The 17,572-nt window shown below is 74.0% G+C and carries 17 protein-coding genes; 5 read left to right on the top strand and 12 right to left on the bottom strand.

The genetic code is table 11. The features are described from left to right. Positions 1-6: 6 nt before the first annotated feature. Genes ACWAUO_RS12975 through ACWAUO_RS12965 form a run of 3 tightly spaced genes read right to left on the bottom strand, consistent with a single transcriptional unit; the run spans position 7 to position 3,013 of the window. Entirely contained in the window at positions 7-828 is an 822-nt protein-coding gene (locus ACWAUO_RS12975; RefSeq protein WP_460775979.1) for a carbohydrate ABC transporter permease, read from the bottom strand. After that, positions 825-1,772 carry a carbohydrate ABC transporter permease gene (locus ACWAUO_RS12970; protein WP_460775978.1) on the bottom strand — a complete coding sequence of 316 codons (948 nt, stop codon included), beginning with the start codon at positions 1,770-1,772 and terminating at the stop codon, positions 825-827. Before ACWAUO_RS12970 ends, ACWAUO_RS12975 begins: the two co-directional genes overlap by 4 nt. Continuing rightward, positions 1,769-3,013, bottom strand: a complete 1,245-nt coding sequence (locus ACWAUO_RS12965; protein ID WP_460775976.1) for a sugar ABC transporter substrate-binding protein — start codon at positions 3,011-3,013, stop codon at positions 1,769-1,771. The genes ACWAUO_RS12970 and ACWAUO_RS12965 overlap by 4 nt, the downstream gene beginning before the upstream one ends. Before the next feature lie 212 nt (positions 3,014-3,225). Between ACWAUO_RS12965 and ACWAUO_RS12960 the strand changes: the two genes are divergently transcribed. Further along, positions 3,226-4,287 (top strand): nucleoside hydrolase, encoded by a 1,062-nt coding sequence (locus ACWAUO_RS12960; RefSeq protein ID WP_460775974.1) that lies wholly within the window; start codon positions 3,226-3,228, stop codon positions 4,285-4,287. A gap of 15 nt (positions 4,288-4,302) precedes the next feature. Here ACWAUO_RS12960 and ACWAUO_RS12955 read toward each other — a convergent pair whose 3' ends face one another. Genes ACWAUO_RS12955 through ACWAUO_RS12945 form a run of 3 tightly spaced genes read right to left on the bottom strand, consistent with a single transcriptional unit; the run spans position 4,303 to position 7,546 of the window. Then, on the bottom strand, positions 4,303-5,571 hold the full coding sequence (locus ACWAUO_RS12955) for an amidohydrolase family protein (RefSeq protein ID WP_460775973.1): 1,269 nt from the start codon (positions 5,569-5,571) through the stop codon (positions 4,303-4,305). Then, positions 5,568-6,830: an adenosylhomocysteinase gene (locus tag ACWAUO_RS12950; RefSeq protein ID WP_460775971.1), complete on the bottom strand. Its 1,263-nt coding sequence runs from the start codon at positions 6,828-6,830 to the stop codon at positions 5,568-5,570. Before ACWAUO_RS12950 ends, ACWAUO_RS12955 begins: the two co-directional genes overlap by 4 nt. Then, positions 6,827-7,546 (bottom strand): Rossmann-fold NAD(P)-binding domain-containing protein, encoded by a 720-nt coding sequence (locus tag ACWAUO_RS12945; protein WP_460775970.1) that lies wholly within the window; start codon positions 7,544-7,546, stop codon positions 6,827-6,829. The genes ACWAUO_RS12950 and ACWAUO_RS12945 overlap by 4 nt, the downstream gene beginning before the upstream one ends. Positions 7,547-7,656: 110 nt before the next feature. Here ACWAUO_RS12945 and ACWAUO_RS12940 point away from each other — a divergent pair, with 110 nt between their 5' ends. Then, a complete protein-coding gene (locus tag ACWAUO_RS12940; RefSeq protein ID WP_460775968.1) occupies positions 7,657-8,229 on the top strand; it encodes a phosphoribosyltransferase family protein in 573 nt (190 codons plus the stop codon). A 2-nt stretch (positions 8,230-8,231) separates the two neighbouring features. Further along, complete coding sequence (locus tag ACWAUO_RS12935; RefSeq protein ID WP_460775967.1) at positions 8,232-9,521, top strand: amidohydrolase family protein; 1,290 nt, start codon at positions 8,232-8,234, stop codon at positions 9,519-9,521. A gap of 311 nt (positions 9,522-9,832) precedes the next feature. On the opposite strand, the gene ACWAUO_RS12930 is transcribed toward ACWAUO_RS12935, so the two are convergent. Genes ACWAUO_RS12930 through ACWAUO_RS12920 form a run of 3 tightly spaced genes read right to left on the bottom strand, consistent with a single transcriptional unit; the run spans position 9,833 to position 11,155 of the window. Continuing rightward, the gene (locus ACWAUO_RS12930) at positions 9,833-10,279 is read right to left on the bottom strand and encodes an iron chaperone (protein ID WP_460775965.1); all 447 of its coding nucleotides are present in this window, start codon (positions 10,277-10,279) and stop codon (positions 9,833-9,835) included. Beyond that, a complete protein-coding gene (locus ACWAUO_RS12925; protein ID WP_460775963.1) occupies positions 10,276-10,701 on the bottom strand; it encodes a VOC family protein in 426 nt (141 codons plus the stop codon). Before ACWAUO_RS12925 ends, ACWAUO_RS12930 begins: the two co-directional genes overlap by 4 nt. A gap of 10 nt (positions 10,702-10,711) precedes the next feature. Beyond that, positions 10,712-11,155, bottom strand: a complete 444-nt coding sequence (locus ACWAUO_RS12920; RefSeq protein ID WP_460776235.1) for a helix-turn-helix transcriptional regulator — start codon at positions 11,153-11,155, stop codon at positions 10,712-10,714. A gap of 128 nt (positions 11,156-11,283) precedes the next feature. On the opposite strand from ACWAUO_RS12920, the gene ACWAUO_RS12915 reads away from it, so the two are divergent. Further along, positions 11,284-13,770, top strand: a complete 2,487-nt coding sequence (locus ACWAUO_RS12915) for a circularly permuted type 2 ATP-grasp protein (RefSeq protein WP_460775962.1) — start codon at positions 11,284-11,286, stop codon at positions 13,768-13,770. Further along, positions 13,767-14,645, top strand: a complete 879-nt coding sequence (locus ACWAUO_RS12910; RefSeq protein ID WP_460775961.1) for a transglutaminase family protein — start codon at positions 13,767-13,769, stop codon at positions 14,643-14,645. Before ACWAUO_RS12915 ends, ACWAUO_RS12910 begins: the two co-directional genes overlap by 4 nt. Before the next feature lie 73 nt (positions 14,646-14,718). Here ACWAUO_RS12910 and ACWAUO_RS12905 read toward each other — a convergent pair whose 3' ends face one another. Genes ACWAUO_RS12905 through ACWAUO_RS12895 form a run of 3 tightly spaced genes read right to left on the bottom strand, consistent with a single transcriptional unit; the run spans position 14,719 to position 17,551 of the window. Next, on the bottom strand, positions 14,719-15,567 hold the full coding sequence (locus ACWAUO_RS12905; RefSeq protein ID WP_460775959.1) for a DUF4097 family beta strand repeat-containing protein: 849 nt from the start codon (positions 15,565-15,567) through the stop codon (positions 14,719-14,721). Next, the gene (locus ACWAUO_RS12900) at positions 15,564-16,256 is read right to left on the bottom strand and encodes a response regulator transcription factor (RefSeq protein ID WP_460775958.1); all 693 of its coding nucleotides are present in this window, start codon (positions 16,254-16,256) and stop codon (positions 15,564-15,566) included. The genes ACWAUO_RS12905 and ACWAUO_RS12900 overlap by 4 nt, the downstream gene beginning before the upstream one ends. Then, the gene (locus ACWAUO_RS12895) at positions 16,244-17,551 is read right to left on the bottom strand and encodes a sensor histidine kinase (protein WP_460775956.1); all 1,308 of its coding nucleotides are present in this window, start codon (positions 17,549-17,551) and stop codon (positions 16,244-16,246) included. Before ACWAUO_RS12895 ends, ACWAUO_RS12900 begins: the two co-directional genes overlap by 13 nt. Positions 17,552-17,572 lie beyond the last annotated feature (21 nt).

The raw sequence follows: 17,572 nt of genomic DNA, 5'->3' as shown, positions 1-17,572 counted from the left end.
GGAGCGTCAGCGCGAGCCGCCGGCCGCCAGCCCCGCCTTCACGTAGCGCTGCGCCGCGAAGATCACCACGAGCGCGGGGAGGCTGGCGATGAGCGACGCCGCCATGACCGACGCCCACGTGTTGAACTGCGAGTTGGTCAGCGAGTAGATGAACACCGTCACCGGGTACATGTCGCTGCGCGTGACGAGGGTCAGCCCGAACAGCAGGTCGCCCCACGCGAACAGGAACGTGAACACCGCCGCCGTGATGATCGCGTTGCGCGAGAGCGGGACGACGATGCGCAGGAAGCTCCCCAGCGGCCCGAGGCCGTCGATCGTGGCCGCCTCGACCACCTCGTGGTCCAGGCGCAGCATGAACGAGCGCATCAGGATGACGCCGAAGGGGATGCCGGCGGTCGCGTTCGCGAAAATCAGGCCGACGTAGGTGTTGAGGACCCCCCACGTGTTGAACATCGCGTAGAACGAGTTCGCCAGCACGATGCTCGGGATCATCTGCGCGAGCAGCAGCAGCACGAGCGAGACCGACACCGCCTTGGAACGCAGCCGGCTGAGCGCGTACGCCGCGGGCGTCGCGACCAGGAGCGTGACCGCGACCGAGCCGAGCGCGACCACGAGGCTGACCCGCAACCGCTCCAGCCCGCCGCTGGCGAACACGTCGGCGTAGCCGCCGAGGCTCGGCGAGGTCGGGATCCAGGCCATGTCGGCCGAGCTCGCCTCGGGCTGGAACGACGCCGAGACCATGAGGAGCACGGGGAACAGGTAGAGGGCGAGGATCGCGACCGTGAGCACGGTCCAGCCCCAGCCGCGGGGGCGCCGCCGGGGGCTCATCGCTCCGCCCGTTCGCGGCGGGCCGACAGCCAGGTGTACAGCCCCGCGAAGACGAGGCTGATGACGAGCAGCAGCATGCCGTAGGCGCCCGCCTGCCCGAACTTGAAGACGTCGAACGCGGCCCGGTAGCTGAGCAGGCCCAGGGTCACGGTGGAGTTCGCGGGGCCGCCCGAGGTGAGCACGAGGACGAGGTCGACGATGAGCAGCGAGTAGACCACGCTCATCACGACGAGCACCGAGATCACCGGCCAGATCGTGGGGACGACGATGTGCACCAGGCGCTGCCAGGCGCCGGCGCCGTCGAGCTGGGCGGCCTCGAGCTGCTCGCCCGGCACCTGCTTGAGCGCGGCGCTGAGGATCGTCGACCAGTAGGGCAGGCTCGCCCAGATCGCGACGACGATGAGGAAGCCGAGGGCGGTGGAGGGGTCGGCGAGCCACGCGTTGGTGGGCAGACCTAGCGTCCCCAGCACCTGGTTGAACGCGCCGTCGCCGGAGAGCACCCACTTCCAGATCGTCGCGACGACGACCGAGGGGAGCAGCCACGGGATGAGGATGAGCAGCGGCAGCCAGCGGCTGCCGGGGAAGACCCGGTTGAACAGCAGCGCCAGCGCGAGGCCCAGCACGAGTTCGGCGGTCACGGACACGACCGTGATCACGATCGTGTTGAACACCGCCGTGCCGAGCAGCGGCGACCGGAGGACGGTGGCGAAGTTCTCGAACCCGACGAACGGCGCCTTGCCGGTGAAGAACGTCCCGGTCGTGAAGTCGGTCGTGCTCATGAACACGCCGTATCCGAGCGGGAACAGGAAGAAGACCGCGAAGAACACCATCGCGGGAATGAGGAAGCACCACAGCTCGATGCTGCGGCGCTGGACGAGGGACAGCCGGAACCGGCCGGGGGAGTGCTCCCCCGGCCGGTTCGTCGCCACGGCGGGCGAGGTCATCCCTGCGCCTGTGCGGCCTTCTCGAGGGCCTCGGCCGGGTCGGTGCCGTTGACCGCGGCATCCTGGATGGCGTCGATGTAGACCTGCTGCAGCGTGTTCCACTCGGTGCCGAGCTGCGCGGCGTTGTAGCCGTTCTCGACCGCGTCGACGAAGGACGCCGCGGCGGGCACCTCGGCGACGAACGCCTCCTGCGCGGCGGTCAGCGCCGGGATGTAGCCGCCCTGCACGGCGGTGTCGAGCTGGTTCTCCTCGGACGCGCGGCAGGCGATGAGCGCCGCCGCGGCCTCCTGGTGCGCGGCGTCACCGGCCGCCGAGACGCCGTAGGCGTACCCGAGCAGGCCGATGCGGCCCTCGTCACCGGCGTCCAGCACCGGGATCGAGGCGGTGCCGTACTCGAACGGGATGCTGGTGTCGACGAGGTTCCAGGGGCCCGAGACCTGGATCGCGGCCTTCTGCCCGAGCCACTGGTCGGTGACGTCCCAGCCCCAGTTCACGAACTCCTTGGACAGGCCCCCGTCGGCGACCAGCTGCTGGTACAGCGTGACCGCGTCGACGGCGCCCTGGCTGGTCGGGTCTGCCGGGTCGCCGCCCGCCGACAGGAGGAACGGCAGGAAGTACTGGGCGGTGGAGCCGTCGCCGCCGACGCCCGGCAGCGCGATGCCGTACTGCCCGGTGGCCGCGGCGATGGCCTTCGCGTCCTCGACGAGCTCGGCGAAGGTGGCAGGCGGGGTGTCGATGCCCGCGGCGGCGAACGCGGCGGTGTCGTAGAAGAGCACGTAGTTCTCGACCTGCACCGGCAGGCCGTACAGGGTGCCGTCGAACTCGCCGAGGCCGACGACGGTGTCGCTGATGCCCTCGGTCGACACGCCCAGCGCTCCGAGGTCGGCGAGCACGCCCTGCTCGGCGAGGAGGCCGACCTGCGTGTCGGTGCTCAGCAGCGCGATGTCGGGGAGCGACCCGGAGCTCGCGGCCTGCAGCAGCTTGGAGGTGTACTCGCCCGTGATGGTCTGCACGTCGACGGTGATGCCGAGCTCCGCGGCGCACTCCTCGAAGTACTCCTTCTGCAGCGTCTGGTACGGGTCGAAGTCGATGTTGTTCCACACGGTCAGCTCGACGCCGTCGAAGCCGTCCGCGCTCGAGGACGAGCCGGAACCGCCGGCGCAGGCGGTGAGGGACAACGCGGCGACGGTGCCGAGTGCGGGGACGACGACGCGCAGCGCGCGCTTCGCGGAGGATGCCATGTGAGGGTCCGTTCTCTTCCGGGCTGGGCGTCCCGGTCTTCGGGTGAAAGGTGCGGCGGATTCCGCCGGGTCGAGTCTGTCCGGGTGCGGCATCCGGAGACAATCAATGTGACAAGGCTGGAAACAGACTGAAACGTTCTGTAACACGGGCGGGGTCGTGCGGCTCCGCCACGCCAGGCTGGAGGCGCTTCCGCCCGATCAGAAGGAGCCCCATGGCCTCGACCGCAGCCGCCCCGAACCCCGACGCGCAGTGGGTGGTGGTCGACACCGACACCGGACTCGACGACGCCCACTCGCTGCTGTACCTGCTCGCGCAGCCGGACGTGGAGATCCTGGGGATCACCACGATCTACGGCAACACGCCGGTCGCGGACTCCGCGCGCAACGTCGCGACCGTGCTGCGCATCGCCGGCCGTGAGGACATCCCGGTGCACCCGGGCGTCGCGGGTCCCCTGCAGGGCGAGGCGAACATCGCCGACTTCGTGCACGGGAAGGACGGCCTCGGCGACCGGTTCGACCGGGCCGAGGCGCGGCTGCAGGACGAGCCGGCGGCCGAGTACCTGGTGCGCATCGCCAACACGTACCCCGGCCGGGTCGACCTGCACCCGCTCGGCCCGCTGACGAACATCGCGCTCGCGCTCGAGCTCGACCCCGACCTGTTCCTGAAGTTCCGCTCCGTGGTGATCATGGGCGGCGCCGGCCCCTACCCGGAGGCGGGGTTCCCGGCGGTCACGGACGCGAACACCCACAACGACCGGCTCGCGGCCGAGCGCGTCTTCGGCGCGCGCAACAACGGCAACGTGGTCATGGTCGGCGTCAACGTCACCTCGCACGCGCTGCTCGACGAGCAGGTGCACGCGGTGCTGAGCGCCGTCGGCACACCGTGGGCGCAGTTCGCGGCGGACGTGCTCGACGCCTACAACGAGTTCTACCAGTACAAGTGGGGGCGGCGGATCTCGGCGGCGCACGACGGCCTCGCCTCGGTCGTGCTGCACCGGCCCGAGATCGTCACCGGCTGGCTCGAGGGGCCCGTGGACTTCACCCCCACGGCCGGGTCCCTCGCGACCCGCGTGGCGCTCACCTCCGACGGCCTGCCGCTCGTGTTCGGCACCCCGGCGGGACCGTCCACCCGTGCGGTGACCTCGTTCGACCTCACGCAGTTCCGGCGCCGGTTCGTGCACGCGCTCGCGCACGGCGACGCCCGTCGGTCGCTCGACGGCCCCACCCGCGTGGGCCCCGCGGGCTGGGCGAACGGCCGTCCGGCCGGCGCCTGACCCGGTCCGGGGCGCTCAGCGCGTCGGGCCGCGCCAGCGGATGCGGCCGGCGACCACGGTCGCGCCGGCCTCGGCCGGGCCGGTCTCGACGAGCTCGGCGAGCGCGTCCGCCGGCGCGGTCGAGGCGACCGGGAACACCGCGAGGTCCGCTCGACGGCCGGCGGTGAGCGTGCCGGCGTCGTCGAGTCCGAGTGCGATCGCACCGCCCCGCGTGACCGCCGTCAGCAGCCGTTCGTGCAGGTCGGCGTCACGGTACCCCTGCGCGCGCGCCAGCCGGTGCAGCTCCGCGACGTCCTCCAGCGGGCTGAGCGACGGCGACGACGAGAGGGAGTCGGTGCCGACGGCGATGACGTTCCCCTCGCGCAGGTAGTCGGCGACCGGGGGCGCCTCGAGCCCGATGACCGCGTTCGAGCGGGGGCAGAGCGCCACCGCGACGCCGCGCTCGCGGAGGATGCGGCGGTCGTCCGCATCCACGTAGATCCCGTGTGCGAGGTGCGTCGCGGGCGAGAGCGAGCCGAGGTCGTCGAGGTACCCGATGACGCTCCGGCCGCAGCCGTCGTCCTGCAGGAGCCGGAAGTCGGCGCGCTGCTCGAGCGTCCGCCAGGTGTCGGCGAGCTCGCCCGTGCCGGTGCGGACGTACGCGTCCTCCCAGGCGGACTCGGCGGCGTGGATGTGCTGCCGGATGCCGAGCTCGGCGGCGAGCCCGGCGAGGTCGCGGAGCACGCCGGTGTCGAGCGAGTACACCGCGTGCGGGGAGATGCCCACCACGGGCGGCGAGGGGATGCGGCGCAGCTGTGCGAGCACCGCCTCCCGGCCCCCGTCGGCCCACGCCGCGTCGGTCCAGCCCATGACCTCCCAGTACACGACGCCGTGGAGGCCCGCGTCGTGCACGGCCGAGCCCGCGTCTGGGTCGGTGACGATCTCGGCGACCGCGCTCACCCCGCCGCGCAGGGACAGCGCGGCCCCCGCGGCGGCCGAGCCCTGCCAGTCGTGCGGCTGCTCGTACAGCTCCTGGAACGCGTGCATCCAGGTCTCGAACCCGTCGTGCTCCGCCCGCCCGACCGCGGCCATCGAGGTGTACTGCAGGTGCGTGTGCGCGTTCACCAGCCCCGGCAGGAGTGCGCCGTCCCACTCGTGCCGGACCGCGTCCGGGTGGAGCGCGGCGACCGTGTCGTGCGGGCCGACGGCGCGGATGCGGCCCGCCCGCACGGCGACCGCGCCGTCCACGATCGGGGGCCGGTCGACCGGCAGCACGACCGGGGCGCGGTGCAGCTCGACGGTCACGCCCCGCCCTCCTCGCCGCGCGGTCGCCACGACGCCAGGAACGCCAGCTGCTGCGCGGACGGGGTGTCCACCGCGCCGCCGAACGAGGCGAGCGCGTGCCGCGCGACCCGGTCGTCGGCCTCCCGCGGGAGCAGGTGCACGCCGGGGGCGAGGTCGCCGCGGTGCGCGAGCAGGTGGTCGACGGCGGCGAGCTGCACGCCGAAGGACAGGTCCATGATCTCGATCGGGTTGCCCTCGGCCGCGCTGACGTTGATGCAGTTGCCGTCGTCGAGGACGCGGATCGTGCGCCCGCCCGGCATCCGCCACGTCGCCACCGCGCCGTCCCGCGCGACCTCCGCTGCGCCCGCGGCGACCGCATCCTCGAGCGCGATCTCCTGGTCGACGCCGCCGCCGACCGCGACCGCCGCGCCCTCCGGCAGCAGCTCGAGGTGCGCGGCGCCCACGGTGCCGGCGATGCCGGTCGCCGAGATGAGCACGTCGGCCGTGCGGGCGGCGTCGGCGAGGGGCACGACGTCGAACCCGGCGAACACGGCCTGCAGCGCGGCGACCGGGTCGACGTCGGTCACCGTGACGTGCGCGCCGAGCGCCGCGGCGTGCCGCGCGATGCCGCTGCCCACCCGGCCGTAGCCGGCGACGACGACGCGACGGCCGAGGAGTGGCTCGCCGAGGAGATCGGCGACCGCCAGCACCACGGCCTGCCCGGTGCCGTGCATGTTGTCGAAGAGCGATTTGGTCCGGGCGTCGTTCGCCGCGACCACGGGGATGCGGAGGGCCCCCTGCCGCGCCATCTCACGCAGCGGCCGCACCCCGCTCGTGGTCTGCTCGGTCGCGCCCACGCACCCGGCGAGCACGTCCGGGCGGGCGGTGTGCGCGAGCCGGATCGTGTACGAGCCGTCGTCGATGATCACCTCGGGCCGGTGGTCGAGGACGGCGAGCACGTGCTCGCGGTCCTCGGCGTCGGTCGCGGCGCGGAACGCGTATACGGGGATGCCGGCGTGCACGAGCGCGGCGGCGACCGCGTCGTCGGTGTCGCGGCCGACGCACGAGACGGCGACGTCCGCCCCCGCCTCGGCGAGCAGCAGTGCGACGTTCGCGGTCTTCGGCTCGAGCACGTCGGACAGGGCGATGCGGACGCCCCGGACGGCGCCCGACGCCCGCAGTTCGGCGGCGAGCGCGGTGGTCGCGGGCATGAAGCGCCGCGCCCAGTCGAGCCGGTCGCGGCCCTCGGGCCACAGGGACGGGTCGGCGATGCTGCTCATGCGTCCACCTCCGTCGCGAACCGGCGGTCGAGGTCGTCGGCGGATGCGGCGGCGAGCCGCGACAGCAGCAGGAACGCGTCGAGCGCGCGCCGCTCCAGGTCTGCGGCCGACGCCGGATCGTCGGGCCAGATCGGCGGCGCCGCCACGATCCACCCCGCCCCCGTCCGGGTGACGCCGGCGCGGACCGGTGCGGCATCGGATGCGGGTGCGACGCCCGTCCCGGTGTACGAGGCGTCGATCGTCGTCGCCGCGAGGCGCGCGGCGTCGAAGGGCGCGTGGCCCTCACCGGTCGCGACGACGTGCTCGGCCGGGGCCGTCGCGGCCTCGGCCACCGGCTGCACCGCACGGCCGCGGAGCCGGTGCCGCAGCGCGGCCGCCGGGGTGTCGGTCGCGACGCCGACGCGGGCGCCCATCCGCTCGAGCACGGCGGCGACCGCATCCGTGAGCACGCCGTCGCCCAGCACGGTCACGCGGGTGCCGGCGAGCACCCGGTTCGTGCGGGCGGACAGAGCACGGACGACCTGCTGCGCCCGCAGGTGCGCCAGCAGATCGGCGAAGGCCGCCACGGCGAGCGGGTCCGCCGCCCCCGCCGCCGACGTCACCCGCACCCGGTGTGCCGCCGGCTCGCCGGGCGGCGGCGGCAGGGTCGGCGCCCACACGCAGGCGGGCAGGTCATCGGCGCCGGAGGTGGGCGCGGCGGCAGGCTCGGGTCGCACAGCACGAAGCTAGGGCCGCAGCCCGCCTCGCCGCCAATCCGGCGAAACCTGCGGTCACCGCCGCGGTGTGCGAAACGTGCGCGTCATCCGGATTCCCTATCGTCGCGGGCATGGACTCCGTGTACGTCGCCCAGGTGGGCACCCAGCAGGTCACGCTCCCGATCGTCCCCGTCTCGGACGAGCTCTCGATCGCGCTGATGATCGTGATCGACCACGGGGTGTCCTTCGTCGACACCGCGGGGGCCGAGCTCGCCGAGCGCTTCGCCGACGCGGACGCCGACATCGTCGTCGCGCCCGCGACCCTCGGCATCCCGATCGCGATGGCGGTCACCCGTGCACTCGGCCTGGACGACTACCTCATCCTGCAGAAGAGCCGAAAGGTGCACCTCGGTGACGCGCTGGAGGCGCCGGTGCACGCCATCACGAGCACCACCTCGTCGGCGCTGCTCCTGGACCGCGCGCGGCTGCACGCCGTGCAGGGCAAGCGGGTGCTCTTCGTCGACGACGTCATCTCCACCGGCTCGTCCGTGAGCGCCGCGCTCGCGCTGCTCGAGTCGGCCGGCGCCGAGATCGTGGGCATCGGTGCGCTGCTCGTCGAGGGCGAGGGGTGGCCCGCCGTGCTGGACGCGTACCGGGACCGGCTCGTCGCCCTCGGCCGCATCCCCGTCTTCCCGCAGGGGTGAGCGTGGCCGACCTCGTCATCGACGACGCGGTGGTCGTCACGATGGACCCGGACCGTACGGTCGTCCGCGGCTGGGTCTCGATCACGGACGGCCTGATCGACGCCGTCGGCACCGGGCCCGCGCCCGCCGCGGCCGAGCGCATCGACGCGGCCGGCGGGGTGCTGCATCCGGGGTTCGTGAGCGTGCACCAGCACTCGATGGACGCGCTCGCACGCGCGGCCCGCGGCGACGCGGAGGAGTTCTTCGACTGGCTGTTCGGCACGTACTACGGCGCCGTGCTCACCTACGGTCCGGACGACGCCGCCCGGGCGGTGCGGCTGACCGCGGCCGACCTCGCCCGCGCCGGGGTGACCACCGTGGTCGACTGCTGGGGCGTGGGGGATGCGGGCAGCGACCGCGCCCGGGCGTGCCTCGAGGCGACCGTCGCGGCGGCCGACGCGAGCGGGCTGCGATGGATCGTCGCGCCGATGGTGTCGGACCGGCTGCCCGAGGGCTGGGCGCCGATGCTCGCCGCCGCGCCGCCGCCGTTCCGCGCCGACGCGCTCACCGCACCCACCCCCGACGCGCTCGGGTTCGCCGCCGACGCGCTGCGCCTGGGCCGGGGGCGCGTCGAGGTGTGGGTGAGCACCGAGCTGCCGGAGATGGCGAGCGACGACCTGCTGCGCGGGCTCGTCGCGCTCGCCGACGGTGCCGGCTGCGGCGTCACGACGCACGTGTGCGCGTCCGAGGCCGGCGCCGTCGACGTCACGGGGGAGCGGGCCGTGCCGCGACTGGCACGCCTCGGGGTGCTCCGCGAGGGCGTGCTCGCCGCGCACCTGACCCACACGGATGCGGGGGACCGCCGCATCCTCGCCGCATCCGGTGCCGGCGCCGGGCACTGCGCGAGTTCGACGATGCTCGGCGGCGGCGGCCGCAGCCCGCTCGGCGAGCTCGTCGACGCGGGCGTGCCGGTGGGACTCGGGCTCGACAACGCGACGCTGAACGCCACCGCCGACATGGGCGCCGAGATGCGGCACGCGCTCATGTTCGACCGCGCCGCCGGCAGCGGCCCGCGCCGGGCGGCCGCGGCGGACCTGCTCGCGCACGCGACGATCGACGGGGCGCGTGCGCTCGGCCGCGCCGAGCGGATCGGGTCGATCGAGCCCGGCAAGGCCGCGGACCTCGTGCTGCTGGACGCGACCGGGTCGCACTGGGAGCCGCGGCGGGACCCGGCGACCGCGATCGTGCTGCAGGCGCGCATCGACGACATCCGCCTCGTCCTCGTCGGCGGGGAACCCGTCCACCGCCGCTGACCCCGCCGCGCAGAACTCAGGACGGTTGCGCGCGGCGCCTCTGACACCCGCTCCCCGTCGTCGCGGGCCGCGAGATGTCCTGAGTTCTGCACAGCCGGTCGCGGGCGGGGACATGGTGAGGGCCGGTCGGAGAGGCTTCCGACCGGCCCTTTTACCCTGCACCAAGAGTGTCCTGCAATCACATGTCGGCAGCTGCCACAGCAAAACAACTACCGTGCTTGCACTGTATAACGACGAGGTAACGGAAGGGAAGGGGTGCGCGTTATGTTTCCGTTATTTTCTTCTCATGCGTCGGCTGGATGCGGCGCGCCTCAGCCCGCGGCCCGGCGCACGAGTTCGGTGACCGTCCGCTCGACCTCGTCGTTCCAGTCCGCCAGCGCGAACGACGTCGGCCACATGGGCCCGTCGTCGAGGGCCGCGACGTCCTGGAACCCGAGGGTCGCGTAACGCGCCTTGAACTTCGCCGCGTCCTGGAAGAACACGAGCGTCTTGCCGTCCTTGGCGTACGCGGGCATGCCGTACCAGGTGCGCGGCGCGAGCCCGGGCACGGCCGCCATGACCGTGTCGTGCACGTGCTGTGCGAGGGTGCGGTCGGGTTCGGGCATCGCGGCGATCTTGTCCGCCACGTCCTGCGCGTCGGCGGCCGCCTTGTCGGCCTTGCCGGCGCGGGCCTTGGCCTTGCGTGCCTCGGCGGCGGCCTCCTTCATCGCGGCCTTCTCCTCGGCGGTGAACGTCTCGGACGCCTTCGTGGGGGTCATGCGGGGGATCCTTCCGTGGTGCGCTGCTGGATGCGGATGAGGTTGCCGGCGGGGTCGCGCACCGCGCAGTCCCGGAGGCCGTAGTCCTGGTCGATGGGTTCCTGCACGACGTCGGCGCCGCGCTCGGCGAGCTGCGCGAACAGGGCGTCCACGTCGTCGACCGCGAGGTTGACGCCGAAGTACCCGCCCTTGGCGATGATCTCCGCGAGCGTGTCCTTCTCGGCGTCCGTGAGGCCCGGCGTCGCGGACGGCGGATGCAGCACGATCGCGGTGTCCTGCCCGACCGGACCCACCGTGATCCAGCGCAGGTCCGCGTAGCCGACGTCCAGGCGCACCTCGAAGCCGAGCACGTCGCGGTAGAAGGCGAGCGACGCGTCCGGATCAGTGTGCGGCAGGAAGCTCGAGTGAATCGTGATGTCCATGGCCGTCACGCTAGTCACGGCCGGCGCCGGTGGCTTCTCGAATCCTGACCGGTCTGGACACCTGCCGCACGATGCACGGCGGCATGCCCGGCGCGGGGCGGGCGCCGCGCTCGCGGTACACGGTCGGCGGCACCCCCACGAGTTCGGTGAAGCGGGTGGAGAACGTGCCGAGCGACCCGCAGCCCACGGCGTGGCAGATGTCGGTGACCGTGCGGTCGCTCGTGCGCAGCAGCGTCATCGCCCGCTCCACCCGGCGGGTCATGAGGTAGGCGTACGGCGACTCGCCGAACTCGGCCTTGAACCGACGGCTGAGGTGCCCGGCGGACATGTGCACGCCGGCTGCGAGGGCCTCCACGTTCAGCGGCTCCGCGTACTCGCGGTCGATCCGGTCGCGCACCCGGCGCAGCAGTGCCAGGTCGCGGAGGCGCGCGGCGTCGACGGTCACAGCCTCGATGCTGGCACGTCCGGCACGACGCCGACAGAGGGCGTCGATGCGGGACCGGCGGCCCCGGCATGTCAGCATGGAGGCGTGCCGCAGTCTCCGTTCCCGCACCCGACGGGTGTCCGAGGGGCCGTCGTCGCGTGAGTCTGCTGCGAACGTACGCCGCATCGCTGGCGTCGCCCACCCTGCCCCTGCCCGGCATCGCCGCGCCCCGGTACGACGAGGTCGTCGACGGTGACGGCGCGCTGCGTGCCGCCTGGAAGCCGCTCGCCGCGTCCGCGTACGAGCTGACCGCGGACGAGCTGCGCCGCGTCGACGACGAGATCGCGACGCTGCTGGCCGACGACGGCGTCACCTACGAGCATCCGGATGCGGGCAGCATCCCGTGGGGACTCGACCCGGTGCCGCTCGTGCTCGACGCCGGGGAATGGTCGCGGCTCGAGGTCGGGCTCGCGCAGCGCCACGAACTCCTGAACGCGCTACTGGCCGACCTGTACGGGGCGCAGCGGATGCTGGCCGAGCGGGTCGTGCCCGCGGCCGCCGTGTTCTCCCACACCGGCTTCGTACGTCCGCTCGTCGGCGCCGCACCCGCCTCCGCGCACCGGCTCGTGCTCTCCGGCGCCGACCTCGGCCGGGACGCCGAGGGGGAGTGGCGGGTGCTCGCCGACCGGGTGCAGGCGCCGTCCGGCCTCGGCTTCGCGATGGAGAACCGCCGCGTCATCTCCCGCGTGCTCCCCGACCTCGCGCAGGAGACCCCGCTGCACCGCATGGAGCCGTACGTGGCCGCGGTGCGGACGGCCCTGCTGCAGGCGGCGCCGACCGGCGTCACCGATCCGCGGATCGTGGTGCTCTCGCCGGGCCCGCACTCCGAGACCGCGTTCGACCAGGCCTTCCTCGCCAACGCGCTCGGCTTCCCGCTCGTGCAGGGTGACGACCTCGTGCTCCGTGACGGCACCGTGTGGATGAAGCCGTCGGGCTATCCGCGGCGTGCCCCCGAGGAGCGGGTCGACGTCATCCTCCGCCGCGTCGACGCCGAATGGTGCGACCCGCTCGAGCTCCGCGCCGGCTCCCGCCTCGGCCTGCCCGGACTCGTGGAGGCCGTCCGTCGCGGCAACGTGGCGATCGTCAACGGGCTCGGCGCCGGCGTGCTCGAGAACCCGGCGCTCATGCCGTTCCTCCCTGCGCTGTGCGAGCGGCTCCTCGGCGAACAGCTCCGGCTGCCGTCCGTCCCCACCTGGTGGGGCGGCGACGACGAGGGGCTCGCCCGCATCCTCGACGGGATCGGCGGCGAGACCCTCAGCATCCGGCGGATCGACGGCCGCACCGCCCACCTGGCGGCGCTCCCGGCCGACGAGGTGCGTGCCCGCGTGCTCGACGAGCCCCATCGGTACGTCGGCCGCGAACTGCTGCCGCTGTCGCAGGCGCCGACCTGGTCGGGCGGCAAGGCGGTCGTCTCCCGCCAGGTGACCCTGCGCACCTTCGCCGTGTCGGACGGCTCGGTCACCCGCCCGCTCATCGGCGGGCTCGCCACCGTCGCCGGCACGACCGGTCCCGCGCCGGTCACGAAGGACGTGTGGGTGCTGAAGGCCGCGGCCGACGACCCCGACCAGGGGCTCGGCGACCTCGCCGTCCCGACCCTCGACGCGCTCACGCCGGCCGTCGGCCCCCGCGCGCTCGCCGACCTGTTCTGGGCCGGGCGGTACGCCGAACGCGCCGAGGACATGCTCCGGCTCGTGCTCACCGCCGACGGCCTCACCGACCGGCTCGACGTGGTCTCGGCGGACCGCGCGCGGGACGCGATCCGTGCCGCGGTCACCCTCCTCGCCGGCCGCCGGCACGACCGCCTCGGCGACGAGCTGCGCTCCGTGCTGCTGGACACGGCACGCGAGGGCGGCGCCGCGCACGCGTTCGAGCGGCTCCGCGACGCGCTGGAGGGGGTGCGCGACCAGCTCTCGAACGACACCTGGCGCGTGTTCGCCGCCGTGGAGCGCGCGGGTCGTGTGCTGCGGCTCTCCCGCCACGCGCAGGGGGTCCCGGATGCCGCCGGGCGCATGCTCACGGGCGTGCTGTCCTTGCAGGGCGTCACGGCGAACATGATCCAGGACCCGGGCTGGCACATGATCGAACTCGGCCGATCGCTGGAGCGTGCGCTGCAGGTGGGTCTGCTGCTGCGGGCGACGGTCACCGCGGCCCGGACGCCCGCGGCCGAGCGCGCGGTGCTCGAGGCCGTGCTCATGGCCGCCGAGAGCGCCGTCACCCACCGGCGACGCAACCGCGGCGGTGCGCGTGCCGCCGGTGCGCTCGAGCTCCTGCTCACGGATGCGGCGAACCCCCGCTCCGCCGCGTTCGCGCTCGCGCGGGTGGGCGAGCACCTCGCCGCCCTCCCCACCTCGACCGGCTCGAGCCGGCCCGAGCGGCTCGTGGACGACCTCCGCGAATCCCTCGCCGCGGTGCGGATCGACGACCTGCTGGCGGAGGCGGACGGTGTCCGGCCGGTGCTCGCGGCGTTCCTCGACGACCTCGTGGACCAGACCCAGCGGGTCTCCGACGCGGTCCTGCAGGTGCACGTCGAGAGCGGTCCGCCGGCGCAGCCGCTCGCGCTGGACGCCGAGGAGACGGACGCATGAGGTACCGCGTCACGCACCGCACCGAGTACACCTACGACGCCGAGGTGACCTCCAGTTACGGCAGTGCCCACGTCACGCCCCGGGCGCTGGACTGGCAGCGCACGAGCGACCACCGGCTCACGATCGAGCCGGTCCCGGGCGACCTCGGCCGGCACGTCGACGCGGCGGGCAACGACGGCGTGTACTTCCACGTCACGGAACCGCACGACCGGCTCGTGATCGAGGCCGTGACCGACGTCGACGTCGTCCCCACCGACCATGACCCGGCGGCGCTCGAGGCGCCGTGGGAGCAGGCGCGGCCCCTTCGGCATCCCGACGCCCCGCACGCCTGGGCCGCCGCCGAGTTCGCGATCGCCTCGCCGAAGGTCCGGCTCGTGCCCGAGGCCACCGCGTACGCGGCCGCATCCCTCACACCCGGCCGGCCCGTCCGTGAGGCGGTCGGCGAGCTCATGCACCGGATCAAGACCGACTTCCGGTACGACAGCACGGCCACGACCGTCACCAGCACCGTGTCGGACGTGCTCGCGGCGCGCGCCGGGGTGTGCCAGGACTTCGCGCACCTCGCGCTCGCCGGACTGCGCGGTCACGGCGTGGCCGCGCGCTACGTGAGCGGGTATCTCGCGACCCAGCCCCCGCCCGGCAAGGAACGGATGGTCGGCGCCGACGCCTCGCACGCCTGGGTGGCGGTGTGGCTGCCCGGCACCGACGAGTGGCTCGCGTTCGACCCCACGAACGACATGTGGGTCGCGGAGCGTCATGTCACGGTCGCCTGGGGCCGGGACTACGGCGACGTGCCGCCCGTGAAGGGCGTCATCTTCACCGAGGCCAAGCGCTCGACCCTGCACGTCTCGGTGGACGTCGCCCCCCTCGACTGACGCGCGAACGGGCACTCGTGGCGGGGATTCCGAGGCCGGAACCCGCCACGAGCGCCCACTCGCGGTGCGGTGATCAGGGGATGGGGCGGATCGTCACGTCGCCGGCGGAGAGGGTGACCGTGACGGTCCGGGATGCGGCGGAGTCGGTCCGCATCGCGCCGGCGTCGAGGCGCCCGGCGGACACGTCCGACTGCACGGCGTAGGCGACGTCGGGGAGGAACAGGTCGAGCCCGCCTGCGCTCACGTCGACCTCGACCTCGCGGGGCGCAGCGCCCGTCAGCCGGACGACGGTGTCGCCGGCCGACAGTCTCAGGTCCGCGTCGGCGACGTCGGCGAGCTCCACGTCGGCGCTGCCGGCGCTCACCTCCAGGTCGAGCGAGGACGCCGCCCCGGAGACGTCGAGGTCACCGGCGGACAGGTCGACCTCGAGCTCGCCGAACGTGCCGTCGGCGTGGAGACTGCCCGCCCCCAGCGCGAGCGACGCGTCGGCGCCCTCGAGCGATGCCGGCAGGGTCAGCACGGCGCGGCCGTTGTCGCCGAACAGCCAGCCGAAGAACGGCCGGTGCGGGGTCGCGACGCGCAGGGTGTCGCCGGAGACCTCGAAGATCCAGGCGCCGGCGCCCTCGACGACCCGCAGGCTCGCCTCGTCGACGTCGTCGAACTGGACGGTGACGTCGGCGGCGCCCGCGTCGAGTTGCAGCTCGGTCACGCCCGCGACCGCGAGGGACCGGGTCTCGGTGACCCGGCCGGCGGTCGCGGCGACCGAGCCGACGACGGCGGTGACGACGGTGCCGAGCACGATCGCGGCACCGAGGACGATCGTGAGGATCGCGACGACCTTCGGGCCGGAGCGACGGGGTGCGGCCGGTGGCGGCGGGGTCGGGGTGGACGGGGGCGGCGGGGTGACTGATGCGGTGGTCATGCGTGGTCTCCGGGATGGGTGCGGGTCTCGCCGGCGGGGGTGCCGCCGTGCTCGACGTGGGCGAGGGCGGCGAGGACGCGGCGGTTGCCGGACTCGTCGGGCTCGAGCTCGAGCTTCTGGAAGATGGCGGTGATGTGCTTCTCCACCGACGCCTCCGACAGGAACAGGGTGGCGGCGATCGCCTGGTTGGACTTGCCCTCGGCGATGAGCGCGAGCACGGTCGACTCGCGTTCGGTGAGGCGCCGCATCCGCTCGTCGCGGGTGCGACGGTTCAGCAGCTGCGCCACCACCTCCGGGTCGAGCACGGTCGCGCCGCGGCCGATGCGGTCCACGGTCTCGACGAACTCGGCGACGTCGGCGACGCGGTCCTTCAGCAGGTAGCCGAGGGCGCCGCCGCCGCCGGTGATGAGGTCGCTGGCGTAGCGCTCCTCGACGTACTGGGACAGCACGAGCACGGGCAGCTCCGGTGCCGCGGCGCGCAGCCGCAGCGCGGCGAGGATGCCCTCGTTCGTGAACGTCGGCGGCAGCCGCACGTCGAGGATGCACAGCTCGGGGGCGGTGCGGGCGACGGTGTCGTCGAGGGCCGAGGCGTCGGGGAGCGCGGCGACGATCTCGTGGCCGGCGTCGGCGAGGAGCCGCACGAGGCCTTCGCGCAGGAGCACGGAGTCCTCACAGATCAGGATGCGCACGGGACGCTCACCTCCAGGGCGGTCGGGCCCCCGGCGGGGCTGTCGAGACGGACGGTGCCGCCGGCGGCGAGCACGCGGTTGGTGATGCCGTCGAGGCCGCCGCCCGGGAGCACCTTCGCGCCGCCGATGCCGTTGTCCTCGACACGGGCCCACAGGGTCCCGTCCTCCCGGCGACGCACGAGCACCCGGGTCTCCGAGGCGCGCGAGTGCTTCGCGGCGTTCGTGAGCGACTCGGCGATCGCGAAGTACACGGCGGTCTCCGCGGTGCGGCTGCAGCGGCCGTCGATGCGGACGTCCAGCGCGACGGGCACGTGCGAGCGCGCGGCGAGGGCGGACAGCGCCGCGTCGAGGCCGCGGTCGTCGAGCACCGACGCGTGGATGCCGCGGGCGAGCTGCCGCAGCTCCGTGATCGCGGCCTTCGTGGAGGTGTGCGCCTCCTCGATGAGCGCCCGCGCGGCGGCCGGGTCGTCGTCGATCTTCTGCTTGGCCAGGCCCAGCGTCATGCCGACCGAGACCAGTCGCGGCTGGACGCCGTCGTGCAGGTCGCGCTCGATGCGGGTGCGCTCGACGTCGGCCGCGCGCACGGCGCCCTCGCGGCGCTCCTCCGACACCTGCGCCTGCGCGGCGAGCACCGCCTCGCGGGAGGGGACGAGGATGCCGCGGGTGAGCACGCCGTGCAGCAGCGCGATCGCGACGACCGCGGCGAGCGAGAGCACGGCGGTGAGCACGCCGACGACCGGGGCCCACACGAGGGGGACGTCGAAGCCGGTGCGGAAGACGCGCGCGATGCCCTCGGTGGCGACGCGGCCGGTGCCGCCGTCGGCGTAGAGGGGCGCGAAGGCCAGCGCGATCGCCGAGGCGAACAGGCTCAGCAGCGGCAGCACGACGAGGCCGAGCACGGTCGAGAGCGCGGCGCTGCCGACGCCCCGCCACATCGGTCCGTCGCCGAGCTGACGGCCGACCGTGCGGAGGAAGCCGCCGAAGCCGGACCCCGCGGAGGGGCGCAGCCGGAGGCGGGGGAGGCCGATGCCGTACAGCCCGTCGACCCGCGCGTACTCGAGCCAGGCCAGCGCGAACAGCGCGTACACGAGGCCGATCAGCACGATGAGGCCGATGCCGATCACCGGGACGAGGCCGACGCCGACGCCGAGGAGGGTGAACAGGATGCCGAACACGACGGGGCCGACGACCCCGAGCGCGGCGAGCTGGGCGATCGCGCCGAGCAGCGGGACCGGCGCGAAGCGGCGGGCCGTCGGGGCGGCCGTCGCGTCGGCGGGGGAAGGTGCAGTGGTCATGACGTTCACGGTATTGCCGGG

The sequence above is a fragment of the Microbacterium sp. GXF7504 genome (assembly GCF_054798235.1).
This window is presented reverse-complemented; position numbering and strand designations above follow the sequence as displayed.